Consider the following 16,538-nt stretch of genomic DNA (forward strand, 5'->3'; position numbering starts at 1 on the left):
ACCGTTCCTATGTAAGGTAACATTACGTAGGCGCTTGGGTGGCTGGTCCCTACCTATACGTTACGTAGGCGGCGCGTCGGGTTGGCGGATGAACACATACCGGTCCTTGGCGTCCTGCAACTGCTTGGCGGACCGTTCGGGGTTGTCATTCGCCGCTGCGGTCATTCGCTCGGCAAACCCGCTGAACGCCACCGGCAGTTCCTCATGTTCCCAGCCTTCCAGCGCCGCGATGGTGATGCAGGTTCCCGTCACCTGTTTCAGCAGGCTGGCGATATGTTCCACGCGGTGCACTTCCTTCATCGGGTTGGGGTCCGCCCCGCTGCGCATTTCGATCAGGTCGTCATTCATCTCAGCACAGACCACATCCCAAAGCGGATGGTTGGGCCAGCGGGACCGGTTCGTGTCGTTGGGGTCCGGCTCGGTGTATCGGACAAGCTCGCCCGATGACCGGCACAGATCGCCGTAGCGGTCAAAGAACTGTTCCCATGTGCGAATGCCCCAACGGTCTTTCAAAAGGTCTTTGCCCGCGCGAAACTCGACACGCCAGACTTGGTTATGTTTGGCCTTGTCCGCATCTGGGGACAGGGGGCCGGGGACTGTTCCCTTATGTAACGTAAGGGGCGCGTTGATGTTGCCCAGACCGTTACGCAACGTATGGTTCCAGATGTCCCACCAGTGGCTTTTGCTGCGGGCGATAACTTCTGATCGCTTGTTATAAATTTGGACTTGCCGGTTGGCGATGCTGCCCGATGTGACAGATGACACCCACCCGGATTTGCCATGCACGGCAATATCATCCTGTGCGACATGATCGCGCCGCCCGGTCGCGCTGTGCATCACCATCTGATCCGGTTCGAGCGTCAGCCCGTTCGCCAGCACATCCACACAAAAGTCGGCTCGCGATATGCTCACATCATCAGAGCCGAAGCGGACGCCCAGACGGTCCAGAACACGGTCACAATGCGCCTTGGCCGCGCCAAGACCATAGGTTGCCAGAAAGAATGATCCGAACGACAGGCGAATGCCCCATTTGTCCCGCGCGTTGGGTTTCTTGATCGCCCAGCTTGCGCCATCGCGCCCTCCGTCCAGCAGGAACCGATAGCCTTTCCCGCCATAGGGTTTGAGCAGGAATTGCAGACCTTCGTAAGTGATCAGGATTTCGCGCTGTTCCTCCTCGGCAATCGCTTTCTGCGCGTCCAGATATTCAAACAGCTTGGGGCCGATATTCGCCTGAATAGACAGCGCCAGAGTGTCAAAGCCCCGATGTAACACGGTGTAATCTTCTGGTGGTTCTGTATTTCCAGAGGGGGGTGCTACTATCACCCCCCTCTTGGGCTGCGCCCCATTCGACCGGCGGGATTTGCCGCGCGGGTGGGAGCCTCCGGCGGGGTAGCTTTTGTTTTGGGGCCGTGAGGTGTGTTCGGTGTTCAGGTTCGGTTTAGTCATTGGTCTGTCTCGCAATCCAGTTCTCGGCGCGTTCCGCGCATTTGGCGATGTTCAGAAGATCGGGATGGGCATAGCTTTGCGTGCTGTGCCAATCGCCCTGGCCGTCCTTGTAGGAGCGGGTGAAATCGACGGAATAGAAGCTGTCATTTTTCCAGATGGTGGCGGTGATCAGGCCAAGCCTGAACTTGAAGGCGGGTTGGTTGGACATGGTGTCCCTTTCTTTGGTTTGCGTTTTTGGCAGACATGGAAAGGGCGCAGGGTGGCGACACCCCGCGCCCCGTTTGAAAGCCTCTCGGCCCCAAAATCCCCGCAACCGCTACCAACTGTTGCGGGGCAAAACTGAATGTCAGATGGTTTGCGAGGTGTTGGACACCGTGCGATCCGCGATCCACTTTTCCAGATCGGCGCGACGATACCGGATCGACCGGGCGGACACTTTCACAAAGTCAGGTCCGCCGCCGCGATGCCGCCAGTTCTGCAAAGCGCGGACGGAATAGCAAAGGATCGACGCGGCTTCGCGTTCGTCGATAAGTTGGTTTGGTTGATAAGCGCGTGTCATGTTCACCTCGTTGTCGCTCGTTGCGTTGAGGTGACAATGAAGCGTTTTGGAATGGTCCAGTAACACCACATAGGGATTTTTTCAGACCCTATGTGGTGTGGAACAAATCAGCCCTCTTGGAGAACTTGATTAATGCGTCTTCCAAGAGCAATCGGCGTGCCGAAACTACCCGGCACGAATTCGTCAAGTAATGCCTTCGCCAAAAGAAAGAATCTTCCGTTGAATTCGTCTTTAGCAGTTTCATCGCGATAGCAATGAGAACGTGCCGAATGCCCTGTTTCCGTTTCATACAATGCTGCTAAGTCAACGAGCATTTGATCTAGTGAAGGGTTCAAACTGCCCTTTCTTGCACCTTTGGTCGTGTCTAGACGATCTAATTCTCCTCGGCATACTTCGAGAATTCTCTCGCATGCGACCCTTGCTTGCTTCAAGGTCTCATCGCCAGAGGGCAAATCCTGATCCTTGTTCAAGAAGTCGAAACCTTCCCATCTTTCATCATGTGTAAGGTGATCCAACTGGGTATCGAAATCGCGTATGACTTCATCGTGCAGTTCAGCCAGCGCACTCAAAAATCCCGAAGTTTTGTCGCGAAGTCGAGAAACTTGCGTACGACGCTCCTTGCGCGTGACTTGCGGGGTATTCGCCAAGTAACGCTCGTATCGCGTCAAGAAATGCACTAACCTATCTTTGAACAAGTGAATTTCACGTTGTCCTTCAATGAGTTGGTGGAGCCTGTCGACAATCTCATCCGAAACCCGTTCGGCAATTTTTTCTCGTGAGCTCATTCCAAGCTGACATCTTTCAATTGGCTGAATATTTCTTGCCTACATTCTAGATGGGTTACGCCACACTTCCCAACGCACTTGCAAGTCGATTGGCAATCTGTCCCGCTGCTTTCTGCACGGCATCGTCTGACAGGTGTGCATAACGCAAAGTTGTGGACAAGTTCTTGTGACCAAGAATTTCCTTCAATGTGAACGGATCAATCCCGTTCATTACTGCGACCGATGCATATGTGTGTCGCAGGTCATGCACGCGCACATCACTTAATCCGGCCCGTTCGCGAATTTTGCGCCAAGGCTTTTGCAGGTCGTTGTAGTAGCCTTCTGAGTGCGACCCCAAGATCACATAGGGGTTGCCCTCGCGGCGTTCCAATGTGTCCAGAAGCGCGCGGGCTTCGCGGGGCAGGGGGATGCGCCGCCGCCCTGTCTTACTGTCGGGCAATTCCAGATGGGTGCGGGTGACGTAATCCCATTTCAGCTTTTGAATTTCACCCAGACGACAACCCGTCAACAATAGCAGATAGAACGCCGCAAAGACGTATCGGGTGATTTCTTCGTTTTGCAGCATGTTCGCCAGAACCGTGCCAAGACGCTCCTGTTCGGTTTCGTCCAGATAGCGTTTCTTTTCTTCTTCTGGATAGCGTTTGATGCGGCGCGTTGGGTTGGTGTTCATCGGACGCAGTCCCCAATCCTCGGCAAGGTTCAGCATCTTGGATAGAACCATGACCCCGCGATTGGCCTGATACGGGGTTTCGCGCCGCTTGAGGTGAAACGCTTGGATATCGGTGAAGGTAATCTCCGACACTTTGAGGCTACCGAGAACAGGGTTCACGACACCGCGCAGCATGTTGCGATAGTCGTATAGGGTCGTTGGTTTGCAATGCAGCGCCACGTGGTCTGTCAGGAACCGTTCGCCAAGCTCTTTGATCGTGGGGCTGCGTAGGCGTGCCTTGCGCTCGGCTGAGGGGTCAGACCCACGCGCGACGTCGGCTTGCACCAGCTTGGCGTCTTTACGGGCTTCCTCGGCGGTTAGAATGCCGTGCTGTCCAAGGTTCTTTCGACGCGTTCGACCATGTAACCGATATTGCACCACATAGACCCGCCGCCCTGTCGGATAGATCCTGACCCCAAAGCCCGCCAATTCATCATCCCAGAGGATGCGTTCTTTGGGTTCTGGTGATAGGCTTTCAACAAGTCGCTTGGTCAGTTTTGGCATCGTCACTCCTACTGTTGAACACGAAATCCGGAAGCATATCGGAAGCACTGTGCAGCGTTTCGTGGCGTTCATGATGTAGGGTTGGCGTGCAAAGCGTCAATAAAAACTGTTTTAATTCATGCATTTATGGCGGTTTGGCGCGGTGCAGCGAAAACCGGCGAAAACCCATTTTGGCCGTTTGTAATCAGTAGGTCCGCGGTTCGAGTCCGCGTGGGGGCACCATTCCAGATCTGGCAAGCTATTGAAAAGCAAAGGCGATGTCGCTTGGGCTTCTGCTAGCTGCGACCGTATTCCCGTCGATTCGGCTGGGCGCTGTCCACGATTGGACCGGCCCTGGATATTGATGCGACACGGCATCACTGAGGCAGGGCGGTGATGTCGATCGGGCCAAGGCGGTTGAGCAAAGCGTGCACGTCTTCTCGCAGTGTTGCCTCGGGCCAGAACGCCTTTAGGGGCAAGTCAGGCAGACGAAGTGCGATGCGCCGCCAGTTGTGTAACACCAAGACCCGTAAAGCAGCCTTCGCGAGCGGCGGCAGCGCGTGCGCGGTAAGATTGCGCGCACGGTTTGCGGCGTCGCTCAGGTTACGGGCATCGTGTCGGACCGAAGTTGGCACCAACAGGGGCAGGATCTGGTCTGGGAAGGTCGGCGTCCTGTCTGAGAACACCAGCAGACCCGCGCTTCGTTCTGGAGGCGCAGTTCCCAAAAACACGCCGGGGGAAAGTTCGGCGAAGCCCTGGCCTGTCAAGGCGTCTTCACAGCCAAGCCTGTCAGTGGCCAGAAGGCTCACGGCAAGATGCCAGGTTTCTGGCGCGGGCTGTGGGGCGCCATAAATGCGGTCCATCACGGAGAGAGTCTCGGCCAACCCGTGATCGGTCAGCGCATAAAATGACCCGCGCCCGGCGCGTTGGCTGTCGATCCAGCCGTCCTTGCGCAGACGAAAAAGCGCGACACGTGTGGCTTCGGGGCGGATGCCAAGGGCGCCCATCAGGGCAGTCAGCGTGGTCCCGGCTATTTGATCGCTCTGTCCGCGCACCATGTCGCCCATGATGGTGACGATCACCGACCAGACCCGCAGATCGCTTGAGCCGCGCATACGGGTTAGAACGTCCTGCACATCGTCAGCGATCACCCCGGCGCACATGTCAGTAGGCGTTCATGGTCAGAAGCTCGTATTCCGCCACCAGATCGTCATCCTGATTGGTCAGGGTTACATGCCAACGCACTTCGCCATACTCATCTGTGCGACGGGTTTTGGCCTTAACGGTCAGGCGGACGGCGATGCTGTCGCCAGCTTCAACGGGCTTCATGAAGCGCAAGTTATCAAGGCCGGTGTTTGCCAGCACCGGGCCTTCGTCGGGTTCCACGAACAGCCCTGCCGCAAAGCTCAGTAGCAGATAGCCATGCGCCACGCGGCCGGGGAAGAACGGGTTTCGCTTCGCGGCCTCATCGTTCATGTGGGCATAGAACGTGTCGCCGGTGAAATGCGCGAATTTCTCGATGTCATCCAACGTGACCTCGCGCAAGGCTGTGTGCAGCGTTTCACCAATCGACAGATCGCCGAATTTGCGGGTGAAGGGGTGGGCAGGGCCTTTGATCTCGGTCGCGCCGGGCACCCATTTGCCGCCAATAGCGGTCAGGATGTCAGGGCTGCCCTGAATGGCGGTGCGTTGCATGTAATGCAGAACGCCGCGCACGCCGCCCATTTCCTCGCCGCCGCCCGCGCGACCGGGGCCGCCATGCACCATGTGGGGCAGGGGACTGCCGTGGCCGGTGCTTTCCTTCATTGAGGTTGCGTTGTTGAAATAGAGCCGCCCGTGGAACGCGCCTGCGCCCATCGCGACCTCGCGCGCCACCTCGCCGGAGGCTGTGATGACAGAGGCCACCAGCGATCCTTCGCCCTTGTTGGCAAGGTCGATGGCGTGCGCAATGTCACGATAGCCCATGATGGTTGAGACGGGCCCGAAAGCTTCGGTCTCGTGCACCACCGTGGCGGTGTCGGGGTCTTCGCAGTGAAAGAGCATTGGTTTCACGAACGCACCCGCATCCACCCCACCCGCGAAGTCGTTGTCGTCCGGGTCGCCATAGACCAGTTTGCTTTCCGATCCGATGGCCGCGGCTTTTTCCAGCACGTCGATCTTCTGGCCCGCAGATACCAAAGCACCCATGCGGGTCGCTTCATCGCGCGGGTCACCGATGACGGTTTTTGCCAGTCGCGCGGACAGTGCTTCGATCACGTTTTGAACCTGTGCGTCGGGTGCGATGATGCGGCGGATGGCGGTGCATTTCTGCCCCGCTTTCGTGGTCATCTCGCGGTGCACCTCTTTGATGAAAAGGTCAAATTCCGGGGTGTCCGGCGTGACATCTGGACCTAGGATCGACGCATTCAGGCTGTCCTGTTCCGCCACAAACCGCACAGAGTTCTTCAGGATATTCGGGTTTGACCGCAGCATACTGGCGGTTTTCGCAGATCCCGTGAAGCTGACGATATCCTGCGGGCCAAGCCGGTCCAGCAGATCGCCCGTGCCACCGGATATCAACTGCAACGCGCCCTCAGGAAGAATGCCGCTGTCCAGCATGATGCGCACGGCGACTTCGGTCACATAGCACGTCGAGGTCGCTGGCTTTACGATGGCAGGCACGCCCGCCAGCAGGGTCGGGGCGAGTTTTTCCAACATCCCCCAGACCGGGAAGTTGAAGGCGTTGATGTGCACGGCCACGCCTTTCAGCGGCGTTGCAATGTGCATGCCAAGGAAGGTGCCATTGCGGCTCAGCTGTTCGATCTCGCCGTCCAGATAGATTTGGCCGTCCGGCATTTCGCGCCGACCCTTAGAGGCGAACACAAACATGGTGCCGACGCCGCCATCAATGTCGATCATGTGATCGGATTGCGTGGCGCCGGTGTCGAAGCTCAGGTCATAAAGCGCCTGCTTGTGCCCACCCAGATGGGCGGCCAGTGCTTTCAGCATTTTGGCGCGGTCGTGAAACCCCATGGCGCGCAGGGCAGGGCCGCCCACATTGCGCCCATAATCCAGCATCGCCTGCTTGTTGATATCTGCCCCACCGGCTTCGGCGATCTTCGCGCCGGTAATGGCCGAGGCGATCGGGCGCGCATTGGCGCCGGGGGCAATCCATTTGCCAGCCGCGAAGCTGGAGACTTTCATCAGGGTCATGCTCTGTCCTTCGTCGGAAATGTCAGGGGGCGGGCGGCTTAGGGCGCGCTTAGGCCAAGTTTTGAAAGCTCGGTCGCGGCTGCCGCTTCCCATTCTTCGCGCAGTTCGGCATTGGTTGAGTTGCGCAAGCCGAAGGCCTGCAATTGCGCCGCGCGGGTCGAAATATCTTTGCCGAAGCTTGCCGCCACACGGGGCCACCAGTAATCGACGCTGGTTTGCAGTGTTGCGATGTCGGAACCAGTCTCAATCAGTCGGGCAATCCCTTCGGCGGCGAGTTCGGCGTGGCGCGCCTCAACCGGCGCAATGGCGCGGAAAGCTTCGGCCAGCGGAGCATAGGACACGCGCTTGAATTCACCCATCTGCACACCAACGGCAAGGCCCATCAGAAGGTTCATCACCACCGCGTCCGACCAGCCTTCCAGCGGGTAGTTGAAGACGGCCAGCCGCATGTCCGTATCCGTGCGCGAGGTGCCAATATCGGCGTCGCGCGCCAAGCGGTCGGTCCACGGATGGTGGTTGGCATAGCGGGCCGTGTCGGCGCCAAATTCGCCCATGATCTTCAACACCTTGTCGGCGTTGTCCGTCTTTTCCAGCACGATTTTTGAGGCCGCGATGCGTTCCTTGATGCCCGGCCCTTGGTTGACGATATCGGCAAAACCAGCCGCCCCCGCCAGCGCGCTGTCCACGAAGGTGGCCATCAGGCGCAAAAGTTCGGCCCGATAGCGTGCGGGCACGTTGCCCGGTGCGGTCAATACGCCCCCTTGGGCCAGATAGTCGGTGATGCTCATCTCAGACATAGCGGTCTCCGTTCCATTGGGGGTTACTGGTCGTAGTCGATGACGACGCGCGCCGATTTGGCGTAGGATTGGCAGGACAGGACATAGCCCTTCTCGACCTCGTAATCTTCGAGCGCGTGGTTGGTCAGCATTTCGACCTCGCCTTCGATGACCTTGCAGCGACAGGTCGAACAGACCCCGGCCTTGCAAGCATAAGGCGCGTCGATGTCGTTGGCCAAGGCCGCGTCAAGGATCGAAGTCTCGGCGTCCATCGTGAAGGACCGGCTGGCCCCATCCAGCGCGACGACAGCATCGATCGCGTCGCCTTTCACTGCCGCTTTGCTGGCGGCTTTCTTGGCGGCGCGACCGGGTTGGCCCGAGGCGAACAGTTCGAATTTGATCTGCGCGTCATCCAGCCCGTGATCACGCAGCGCGCGGGCGATGCCCAGCATCATCGGCTCGGGGCCGCAAATGAAGGCCGTGTCGACGGCTTTGATGTCGATCCAGCTTTTGAACAGTTGCGCGCATTTCGCTTCGTCCACCAGCCCGGTGAACAGGTCGATATCCTGCGCGTCGCTTTCAAGGATGTGAATCACGTTGAAGCGCCCCATATAGCGGTTCTTGAGGTCTTCCAGCTCTTCGCGGAACATGATCGTGGTGATGGCCTTGTTGGCATAGACCAGCGTGAACTGCGCATTCGATTCGCGTGCCAGTGTCGTCTTGATGATCGACAGAACCGGTGTGATGCCAGACCCCCCCGCAAAGCCCAGATAGTGGCGGTCCAGATCCGGCGCCAAGGGCACGAAGAAGTTGCCCATGGGAGACATGGCCTCAACCGTGTCGCCCTGCTTTAAGTCCTCGTTCGCCCAAGTCGAGAACGCGCCGCCATCGACCCGTTTGATGCCAACTTGCAGCTTGCCATCGTCCAGCCCCGAACAGATCGAATAGGAGCGGCGCAATTCCTGCCCGTCGAAGTCGCGGCGGAAGGTCAGATATTGGCCTTGGGTATAGTTGAAGGCCTCAGGATCGTCCGGAGTCAGCGTCACCACCACCGCGTCGCGGATGGTTTTCTGGATGTCGGTCACGGTAAGGCTGTGGAAGCGCGCCATGTTGGGTCTCCTCAATGCAGTCAGATGCACTTGAAATAGTCAAAAGGTTCAAGACAGTCGCGGCAACGCCACAGTGCCTTGCAGGGGGTCGAGCCGAACTGGCTGGTGCGTTCCAGATCGTGACCACCGCAATTGGGGCAGCGTTCCGGTTCGCCCTTGGCCGATGGGGGGGCGATGCCGAATTTCTCCAACGCCGCCTTGCCCTTATCGGTCAGCCAGTCGGTGGTCCAGGCCGGGGAAAGCTGTCGGTGCAGCGTCAGCTTTTCGATCCCGTGCTCGCGCAGCGCGGTCTGAATATCAAGGTTGATGATCGTGGTCGCGGGGCAGCCCGAATAGGTGGGCGTCACGGTGACATTCAACATGTCACCTTCCCACTGCACGTCCCGGATGATGCCAAGATCGACCAGCGAGATCACTGGGATCTCGGGGTCGGGCACTTGGTCGAGCCAGTCCCAGATCGTATCAACCGAGGGCTGGCCCATTACCAGGTCGCACCGGGATAAGCGCGTTGCAGCCACTGCATGCTGGTCAGAAGGTGGCCCAGATGTTCGGTGTGCATATAACCCGTGCGCCCGCCTTTGTGGTGGAACACGTCTGTCGGCACTTTCAGGGTGGCCTCAGACAGCACCTTGTTCACCAGCGCGTCGTATTCTTCGCGCAAGGACGCGGGATCGGGGGCAATGCCGGCGGCGACCATGGCCGCATCAACCTCGTCGCCGTCAAACATCTCGCCCACATAAGGCCAGAGGTAGTCGATCGCGGCTTGCATCCTTGCGTGGCTTTCCTCGGACCCGTCACCAAGACCAACCACGGTGTCAGCCGACCGCTCGACGTGATAGGCGACTTCCTTTGAGGCCTTCTCGGCGATATCAGCGATGCGTTTATCACCGCTCTTGATCAGGCGACCGACCATGACCTGCGACCATGCGTCGTAAAGAAACTGGCGCATCATGGTCTGGCCGAAATCGCCGTTGGGCAGTTCGACCATTAGCACGTTGCGGAAATCCCATGCGTCGCGCAGGAAGGCCAGATCATCAGCCGTGCGACCCTTGCCTTCAACCTCGCCCGCCAGACCCAGCCAGAATTGCGTCTGACCGATCAGGTCCAGCGCGGTGTTGGCCAGTGCGATGTCTTCTTCCAACACAGGCGACAAGCCGCACCATTCGCTGACCCGGTGGCCAAGGATCAGACTGTTGTCGCCCATCCGAAGCAGGAATTGAAACAAGGCGTCGTCGTTCGTTTTTCCAGCCATCACATATGCCCCACGTCGTCAGGGATGTCGAAGAAGGTCGGGTGACGATAGACTTTCGAGTTCGACGGCTCATAAAGCGGGCCTTTTTCTTCGGGGCTTGAGGCCGCGATGTGGCGCGCTTCGACCACCCAGATCGACACGCCTTCGTTGCGGCGCGTATAGACGTCGCGGGCGTTCTTGATCGCCATTTCTTCGTCCGGGGCGTGGAGGCTGCCCACGTGACGGTGGCTCAGCCCGTGCTGACCGCGGATGAAAACTTCCCAGAGGGGCCATTCTTTGGACATGTGATCTTTCCTTATTCAGCGGCTGTTCGGGCAGCGGTTTTCTTGCGGGCGTGGGCCATAAGCCCGTCGCGCACCCATGCACCGTCTTCCCAAGCTTTGACGCGGGCTTCCATCCGTTCGACGTTGCAGGGGCCTTTACCCTTGATGACGTTGAAGAACTCGGTCCAGTCGGGTTCCGAGAAGTCGTGCGCACCGCGGTCCTCGTTCCATTTCAGGTGCTCATCCGGGATCGTCAGGCCAAGGTATTTCGCCTGCGGCACGGTCTGATCAACAAAGCGCTGGCGCAGCTCGTCATTGGTGTCGATCTTGATCTTCCACGCAAGCGATTGGGCCGAATGAACGCTGTCCTTGTCGGACGGGCCGAACATCATCAGCGACGGATACCAGAACCGGTTCAGCGCATCCTGCGCCATGCGGCGCTGGGCGTCGTTGCCTGCGGCCATCTTCATCATGATGTCGTAGCCCTGGCGCTGGTGGAAGCTTTCTTCCTTGCAAATGCGGATCATCGCGCGGGAATAGGGGCCATAGGATGTCCGCTGCAACGGCACCTGGTTCATGATCGCCGCCCCATCCACCAGCCAGCCAACCGCGCCAATATCGGCCCAGTTCAGCGTGGGATAGTTGAAGATAGAGGAATACTTCATCCGGCCCGACAGCAATTCTTCGGTCAGCTCATCACGGGTAACGCCGAGCGTCTCAGCCGCACCGTAGAGATACAGGCCATGACCGGCCTCGTCCTGCACCTTCGCCAACAGGATCGCCTTGCGCTCCAACGTGGGTGCGCGGGTGATCCAGTTGCCTTCTGGCAATTGGCCGACGATCTCGGAATGGGCGTGCTGGCCGATCTGGCGGATCAACGTCGCGCGGTAGTCGTCCGGCATCCAATCCTTCGGTTCGATCTTCTCATCCCGATCCACGCGATCTTGAAAATTCCGTTCTTCATCAGACATTTCCTCGCGGGTCTTAACGCCAGTGCCTGCGGTTTTCACCAATTGAGCATACATCGTCAGATCCTTTCCAGAATGAGGGCCGCACCTTGGCCCACGCCCACGCACATCGTGCACAGCGCATAGCGCCCGCCTGTGCGTTTCAGTTGATAAGCCGCCGTCAAAACAAGGCGCGCGCCCGACATGCCAAGCGGGTGGCCAAGCGCGATTGCGCCGCCATTTGGGTTTACCCGCGGGTCATCATCCGCGACGCCCAATTCGCGCAAGGTGGCAAGACCTTGTGCGGCAAAGGCTTCGTTCAATTCTATCACATCCATCTGGTCGATGGTGAGACCTGCTTTTGCCAACACCTTGCGGCTTGCTGGCACAGGGCCGATGCCCATGATGCGCGGGGCCACGCCAGCGGCTTGCATGCCGATAACGCGCGCCATTGGGGTCAGGTTGTTCTTTGCAGCGGCGGAATCGGACGCGATCAACATCGCCGCCGCCCCATCATTTACGCCCGACGCATTCCCCGCCGTGACCGTCAGGTCCGGGCCGTTCACGCCGCGCAGGCCACCCAGCTTCTCGGCCGAGGTGCCGGGACGCGGGTGTTCGTCCGTATCGACCACAATCGGGTCACCTTTGCGCTGCGGGATCGTCACGGGAATGATCTCGTCCGCAAAACTCCCAGCCTCGTGTGCGGCCGCCCAGCGGGCTTGGCTGCGTGCGGCAAAAAGGTCCTGATCTTCGCGACTTACGGCGTAGTCTTCAGCCACATTGTCAGCGGTTTGCGGCATCGAGTGGGTGCCGTGCATCTTGTCCATCTTCGGGTTCACAAAGCGCCAGCCGATGGTGGTGTCATAGACCGCATTGGCGCGGGTGAAGGCGGAGGTCGCTTTGGGCATCACGAAAGGCGCGCGGCTCATGCTTTCAACGCCGCCAGCGATGCACAGATCATAGTCGCCCGCTTTTATCCCGCGCGCGGCCATGCCCACCGCGTCCATGCCGGAGGCACACAGGCGGTTGATCGTGGTGCCGGGCACGTCCACCGGCAGGCCCGCCAGCAGTGCTGCCATGCGGGCCACGTTGCGGTTGTCTTCACCCGCCTGATTGGCTGATCCATAGATCACATCATCAACCGAGGCCCAGTCAACATCCGGGTTTCGTGCGATCAGGGCGGCAATGGGTAGGGCCGCCAGATCATCGGCGCGCACGAGCGACAGGGCACCACCGTATCGTCCGATGGGGGTGCGAACTGCGTCGCAGATCAATGCGTCCATGTGGTCCTCCCAAACCCAAAAAGCGGCGCCAACTAAAGCTGACCGTTTGGTCGACAATACTCGGCGTGGCGATTCGCGACAAGCCATATGTTACGGGTTTTCAGGCTCTCGCCTGATCGCGTAACGCCACAGCGCAAAACACGACGCAGATGACCCAAAATACCACCTTGAGGTTGGTGGGCATACTTCTATACGCTCAAAGGAAGAAAAGCCGACTCGTCCTGCTTGGCACTGTGTGGTGCCGGGGGTGGCTAACTGCAGGTTGTATTTGGTGCAAAAGCGGCGGGACAGTCGCGTTGTCCAGGACGATTACAAAGGGTGTTTGACGCGAAACCAAAAATGGCGCGCCAGGGGAAGATGCATGCCAAGCGCTAGTGAAATTCATGCGACCTTCTCGCGGAACCTAAGGCAATTGGTTGCTGAACGCGGTGTTCGGGTGGCGAGTTTGTGCCGCGCCATCGGAGTGAACCGAACGCAATTCAATCGCTACCTCAGCGGGCAGACCAACCCACGCCCCGAAGTGCTGCACCGCATTTGCAGCTATTTCGGTGTCGACGGGCGCATCATACTAGAGCCGCTGGACCAGATCCGCGAGGCCGATGCCGTGGCTGAGAAAAGCTCGATGCAGCAGCTCAACCAGTTTTTGGTGAATGACCCGACCTTTTTGGTGCGCCGCAATCCACCGCCCTCTGGCATTCACACCTACTGGCAGACCTCGTCGAGCCGGTCGGGATGGGCCAACAGCTACACGGTGCGCATCTTCGAGATGTCAGGGGCTACGGTGTTGCGTGGGTTTAGCGACAAAGGGCTGGATGGCACTGAAACCGGAACGACAAAGCGGGTTGATCGGCACGAAATTCGGTCTTTGATGGTCGAACTGGCTGATGGTTTGATCGCCTATACCTTCTTGGCGAATGGAGATCGTGCCTCTTTCAGCTTCTTCAACCATCCGCTTTTGGCGACGCGTCCGGTTTATCCGGGCGTCACAATGTTTGGCCGTCCTGTTTCCCCTCAGGTCGGGCGCATCCAGCGGTGCGCGCTGGAAATCCTGCCGCAAGACCGTCGATTGCTGGAATGCTTGCGTCAGCGCGGCGGAAAGCCCGTCGCCGATCTGGCGCCGCACTTGCAAGACCTGTTGATCAGCGAGGTCTGCTAGGTGCGGGCTTAGTATCCCGTGGCCCCCAAGGCGGCGAGCCACCCCCAGACCGTCAGGATCGACAGAGCTGTTGCCACCAGAACAGTTGTGGCCGCAACCCGCTTGCCCACGCCATAGAGATTGGCAAAGATATATGCGTTGATGCCCGGCGCACTTGCAGCCGTCAGAACAGCCGAGCGGAACTGGTCCTCGTCAAGGCCAAGGCTGCGCCCCAGCCCCCAGGTGATGACAGGGTGCAGACCCAGCGATACCACGCACAAGAAGGCAACGATGCGAAGATCGCCTTCGGGGCGATAGCGATAGAGCACACCGCCCAGGGCGAAAAGGGCGGTGGGAAGGGCGGCGCGCGCCAGAAGGCTTAGCGCCTCTTCGATCACGCCGGGCAGGGCAAGCTGCGCCAGATTGACCACGAAACCTGCCGCAATGGCCATCACCAGCATGTTGCGCACCATCGTGCGGGCAATTTGCCTTAACGTGTCAAAGGCGCTGGAGCCCTGCGCACGCGCGATCTCCATCGCCGTGATTCCGATGGCATAGCAAACCGGCGCGTGGATCGAGATGATGGCATAGTTCCCTGCCAAAGCGTCTGGCCCGAAGGCGCGTTCGGTGATTGGAAGGCCCAGCAGCAGCGAGTTGGAGAAGAGCGACACGAAGCCAAACGCCACAGCGTCTGGCCAGGGGCGTGCGAACAGAAACCGTGCGCCCAGCAAACCGGCCAGAAAGCCTGCAATCGCACCCGTGTAAAAGCTCGACAGCAGTGACAGATCGAATTCGGCGCTCAGGTCAAGACGGGCGATGGCCAGGAACAACAGGCAGGGGATCGCAACCGATTGGGCAAACGTCATCAGCCCATTTATGGCGTCGTCACGCAGGATCTGGCGCCAGCGCACCAGATACCCGAACCCGATCACCACGAAAACCGGAAGGACGATTTCGACAAGTGCGCTCATTCACGCGTCGATGCGAATGGTCATGCCGTCATAGGCCGGGGTGATGTGTGCCGGGGTCTCAGCATCAACCGTCGCATAGTCCAGATCGAAATGCATATTGGTCAACACGCCGCGTTTGGCCTTGACCCGGTCAATCCATTCCAGTGCCTGATCCAGATTGAAATGGGTCGGGTGCGGCGCGCGGCGCAGGGCGTCCAGAACGAAAACGTCAAGCTGTTCAAGCGCGGGCAAAGCCTGTTCGGGGATGTCGCTGACATCCGGCAGATAGGCCAGCTTTCCAATGCGGAAACCAAGCGAGTCCATGCGACCGTGGCGAACCTCGAACGGGGTCAGGCGGATATCGCCGCCCGCACCTTTGATGACCACGTCGCCGGTGATGGTGTGCAGGGTCAGGATAGGCGGATAGCTCGATCCCTCGGGTTGCATGAACGCATAGCTGAAGCGCGACATCAGCGCCTCTTCTGTGGGGGCGTCGGCCCAGACGGGCAGGCGGTCTTTCATGTTGAAAACGATCATGCGCAGGTCGTCGATCCCGTGCATGTGGTCGGCATGGCTGTGGGTGAAGACGACCGCATCAAGCTTGCCCACACCCGCATCCAGCAATTGGGCGCGCATGTCCGGCGAGGTGTCGATCAGCACCCGCGTCACACCGCCATCGTCACCGGTGCGCGTCACCAGAGCCGAGCAGCGGCGGCGGCGGTTCTTGGGGTTTGTCGGGTCGCAGTCGCCCCAGTTTCCGCCAACCTGATCGCCAAGTCGCGGCACACCGCCAGACGATCCTGTGCCCAGCAAGGTGAAGTCGATCTGCGCCATCAGGACACCGCCCCATAGGCCGCGGCTTTACAGAAAAGCCGGTCGAAATTTGCCTGTGTCTGTGCCGCGAACGCTTGGTAGCTCAAACCGAACAGATCTGCCCCAACCTTGGCAGTGTGGGCGGTGAAGGAGGGTTCATTGCGTTTGCCGCGATGCGGCGGCGGGGCCAGATAGGGCGCGTCGGTTTCAACCAGGATCCGGTCGACGGGGGCGGCGGCAAAGATATCGCGCACCTCTTGGCTGCGGGGGAAGGCCGCGATCCCGGACATCGACAGGTAGAACCCAAGCTCAAGCGCGACCCGCGCAAGGTCAGGGCCAGAGCTGTAGCAATGCATCACACAAGAAAAGGCACCCTTGGCGTGTTCTTGGGCCAGAATGCGCGCCATATCGTCATCTGCGTCACGCGAATGGATGATCAAGGGAAGGTTGGTCTGTCGCGCCGCCTCGATGTGGATGAGCAGGCTTTCGATTTGCACCGCGCGGCTGTCGGCGGTGTAATGGTAGTCCAGCCCGCTTTCGCCGATGCCGACGAATTTGGGGTGCTGTGCCAAGGCAACCAGATCCTCCACCGTGACCATCGGCTCTGCGGCGACGCTCATAGGGTGGGTGGCTGCGGCGAAGAACACCGGGTCATGGGCTTCAGCAATCGCGCGCACCTGACCCAAATTCGCCATCTTGGTGCAGATCGTCACCATACGCGTGACCCCGGCTTGCGCCGCGCGGGCAATGACCTGATCAAGTTCACCTTCGAAATCAGGGAAATCGAGGTGGCAATGGCTGTCTGTGATCTGTGGCGTCGTGTGCGTGCTCATCGG

The 16,538-nt window shown here is 59.3% G+C and carries 18 protein-coding genes; 1 reads left to right on the forward strand and 17 read right to left on the reverse strand.

From position 1 onward, the window contains the following. Positions 1–60: 60 nt before the first annotated feature. The 14 genes from ACXYMP_RS06890 to pcaF form a co-directional block, all read right to left on the reverse strand. Positions 61–1,272, reverse strand: a complete 1,212-nt coding sequence (locus ACXYMP_RS06890; RefSeq protein WP_458905196.1) for a hypothetical protein — start codon at positions 1,270–1,272, stop codon at positions 61–63. A 166-nt stretch (positions 1,273–1,438) separates the two neighbouring features. Next, a complete protein-coding gene (locus tag ACXYMP_RS06895; RefSeq protein WP_458905198.1) occupies positions 1,439–1,654 on the reverse strand; it encodes a hypothetical protein in 216 nt (71 codons plus the stop codon). Positions 1,655–1,792: 138 nt separating this feature from the next. After that, positions 1,793–2,005, reverse strand: a complete 213-nt coding sequence (locus ACXYMP_RS06900) for a helix-turn-helix transcriptional regulator (protein ID WP_458905200.1) — start codon at positions 2,003–2,005, stop codon at positions 1,793–1,795. 107 nt (positions 2,006–2,112) lie between these two features. Then, entirely contained in the window at positions 2,113–2,790 is a 678-nt protein-coding gene (locus tag ACXYMP_RS06905) for a hypothetical protein (RefSeq protein WP_458905202.1), read from the reverse strand. A 55-nt stretch (positions 2,791–2,845) separates the two neighbouring features. Next, positions 2,846–4,003 (reverse strand): tyrosine-type recombinase/integrase, encoded by a 1,158-nt coding sequence (locus ACXYMP_RS06910; RefSeq protein WP_458905204.1) that lies wholly within the window; start codon positions 4,001–4,003, stop codon positions 2,846–2,848. Positions 4,004–4,359: 356 nt separating this feature from the next. After that, positions 4,360–5,133 (reverse strand): hypothetical protein, encoded by a 774-nt coding sequence (locus ACXYMP_RS06915; protein WP_298569655.1) that lies wholly within the window; start codon positions 5,131–5,133, stop codon positions 4,360–4,362. 13 nt (positions 5,134–5,146) lie between these two features. Beyond that, the gene (paaZ, locus tag ACXYMP_RS06920; protein ID WP_458905207.1) at positions 5,147–7,174 is read right to left on the reverse strand and encodes a phenylacetic acid degradation bifunctional protein PaaZ; all 2,028 of its coding nucleotides are present in this window, start codon (positions 7,172–7,174) and stop codon (positions 5,147–5,149) included. 38 nt (positions 7,175–7,212) lie between these two features. Beyond that, positions 7,213–7,971: a Phenylacetic acid catabolic protein gene (locus ACXYMP_RS06925; protein WP_458905209.1), complete on the reverse strand. Its 759-nt coding sequence runs from the start codon at positions 7,969–7,971 to the stop codon at positions 7,213–7,215. Positions 7,972–7,994: 23 nt separating this feature from the next. Then, positions 7,995–9,059: a 2Fe-2S iron-sulfur cluster-binding protein gene (locus tag ACXYMP_RS06930; protein WP_458905211.1), complete on the reverse strand. Its 1,065-nt coding sequence runs from the start codon at positions 9,057–9,059 to the stop codon at positions 7,995–7,997. Between the two features lie 20 nt (positions 9,060–9,079). Further along, complete coding sequence (paaD, locus tag ACXYMP_RS06935; protein WP_298569643.1) at positions 9,080–9,541, reverse strand: 1,2-phenylacetyl-CoA epoxidase subunit PaaD; 462 nt, start codon at positions 9,539–9,541, stop codon at positions 9,080–9,082. Further along, positions 9,541–10,311 (reverse strand): 1,2-phenylacetyl-CoA epoxidase subunit PaaC, encoded by a 771-nt coding sequence (paaC, locus tag ACXYMP_RS06940; protein ID WP_298569640.1) that lies wholly within the window; start codon positions 10,309–10,311, stop codon positions 9,541–9,543. Before paaC ends, paaD begins: the two co-directional genes overlap by 1 nt. Continuing rightward, positions 10,311–10,595: a 1,2-phenylacetyl-CoA epoxidase subunit PaaB gene (gene paaB, locus ACXYMP_RS06945; RefSeq protein WP_298569637.1), complete on the reverse strand. Its 285-nt coding sequence runs from the start codon at positions 10,593–10,595 to the stop codon at positions 10,311–10,313. Before paaB ends, paaC begins: the two co-directional genes overlap by 1 nt. An 11-nt stretch (positions 10,596–10,606) precedes the next feature. Beyond that, complete coding sequence (gene paaA / locus ACXYMP_RS06950) at positions 10,607–11,599, reverse strand: 1,2-phenylacetyl-CoA epoxidase subunit PaaA (RefSeq protein WP_298569634.1); 993 nt, start codon at positions 11,597–11,599, stop codon at positions 10,607–10,609. Positions 11,600–11,601: 2 nt separating this feature from the next. Then, positions 11,602–12,804: a 3-oxoadipyl-CoA thiolase gene (gene pcaF / locus ACXYMP_RS06955; protein WP_458905215.1), complete on the reverse strand. Its 1,203-nt coding sequence runs from the start codon at positions 12,802–12,804 to the stop codon at positions 11,602–11,604. Positions 12,805–13,165: 361 nt separating this feature from the next. Here pcaF and ACXYMP_RS06960 point away from each other — a divergent pair, with 361 nt between their 5' ends. Beyond that, complete coding sequence (locus tag ACXYMP_RS06960) at positions 13,166–13,960, forward strand: helix-turn-helix domain-containing protein (RefSeq protein ID WP_458905217.1); 795 nt, start codon at positions 13,166–13,168, stop codon at positions 13,958–13,960. 8 nt (positions 13,961–13,968) lie between these two features. Here ACXYMP_RS06960 and ACXYMP_RS06965 read toward each other — a convergent pair whose 3' ends face one another. Genes ACXYMP_RS06965 through ACXYMP_RS06975 form a run of 3 tightly spaced genes read right to left on the reverse strand, consistent with a single transcriptional unit; the run spans position 13,969 to position 16,535 of the window. Then, positions 13,969–14,910, reverse strand: a complete 942-nt coding sequence (locus ACXYMP_RS06965; protein ID WP_298569625.1) for an AEC family transporter — start codon at positions 14,908–14,910, stop codon at positions 13,969–13,971. Beyond that, complete coding sequence (locus ACXYMP_RS06970) at positions 14,911–15,723, reverse strand: MBL fold metallo-hydrolase (RefSeq protein ID WP_298569623.1); 813 nt, start codon at positions 15,721–15,723, stop codon at positions 14,911–14,913. It abuts the gene before it with no gap. Continuing rightward, positions 15,723–16,535, reverse strand: a complete 813-nt coding sequence (locus tag ACXYMP_RS06975) for a TatD family hydrolase (protein WP_458905220.1) — start codon at positions 16,533–16,535, stop codon at positions 15,723–15,725. Before ACXYMP_RS06975 ends, ACXYMP_RS06970 begins: the two co-directional genes overlap by 1 nt. Positions 16,536–16,538 lie beyond the last annotated feature (3 nt).

This window comes from Aliiroseovarius sp. CAU 1755, from assembly GCF_054482655.1.

Excerpts from the sequence above, each read along its gene's own strand:
- ACXYMP_RS06895 (WP_458905198.1), bottom strand. The coding sequence starts at position 1,654 with ATGTCCAACCAACCCGCCTTCAAGTTCAGGCTTGGCCTGATCACCGCC.
- ACXYMP_RS06900 (WP_458905200.1), bottom strand. The coding sequence starts at position 2,005 with ATGACACGCGCTTATCAACCAAACCAACTTATCGACGAACGCGAAGCC.
- ACXYMP_RS06905 (WP_458905202.1), bottom strand. The coding sequence starts at position 2,790 with ATGAGCTCACGAGAAAAAATTGCCGAACGGGTTTCGGATGAGATTGTC.
- ACXYMP_RS06910 (WP_458905204.1), bottom strand. The coding sequence starts at position 4,003 with ATGCCAAAACTGACCAAGCGACTTGTTGAAAGCCTATCACCAGAACCC.
- paaZ (WP_458905207.1), bottom strand. The coding sequence starts at position 7,174 with ATGACCCTGATGAAAGTCTCCAGCTTCGCGGCTGGCAAATGGATTGCC.
- ACXYMP_RS06925 (WP_458905209.1), bottom strand. The coding sequence starts at position 7,971 with ATGTCTGAGATGAGCATCACCGACTATCTGGCCCAAGGGGGCGTATTG.
- ACXYMP_RS06930 (WP_458905211.1), bottom strand. The coding sequence starts at position 9,059 with ATGGCGCGCTTCCACAGCCTTACCGTGACCGACATCCAGAAAACCATC.
- paaD (WP_298569643.1), bottom strand. The coding sequence starts at position 9,541 with ATGGGCCAGCCCTCGGTTGATACGATCTGGGACTGGCTCGACCAAGTG.
- paaC (WP_298569640.1), bottom strand. The coding sequence starts at position 10,311 with ATGGCTGGAAAAACGAACGACGACGCCTTGTTTCAATTCCTGCTTCGG.
- paaB (WP_298569637.1), bottom strand. The coding sequence starts at position 10,595 with ATGTCCAAAGAATGGCCCCTCTGGGAAGTTTTCATCCGCGGTCAGCAC.
- paaA (WP_298569634.1), bottom strand. The coding sequence starts at position 11,599 with ATGTATGCTCAATTGGTGAAAACCGCAGGCACTGGCGTTAAGACCCGC.
- pcaF (WP_458905215.1), bottom strand. The coding sequence starts at position 12,804 with ATGGACGCATTGATCTGCGACGCAGTTCGCACCCCCATCGGACGATAC.
- ACXYMP_RS06960 (WP_458905217.1), top strand. The coding sequence starts at position 13,166 with ATGCCAAGCGCTAGTGAAATTCATGCGACCTTCTCGCGGAACCTAAGG.
- ACXYMP_RS06965 (WP_298569625.1), bottom strand. The coding sequence starts at position 14,910 with ATGAGCGCACTTGTCGAAATCGTCCTTCCGGTTTTCGTGGTGATCGGG.
- ACXYMP_RS06970 (WP_298569623.1), bottom strand. The coding sequence starts at position 15,723 with ATGGCGCAGATCGACTTCACCTTGCTGGGCACAGGATCGTCTGGCGGT.
- ACXYMP_RS06975 (WP_458905220.1), bottom strand. The coding sequence starts at position 16,535 with ATGAGCACGCACACGACGCCACAGATCACAGACAGCCATTGCCACCTC.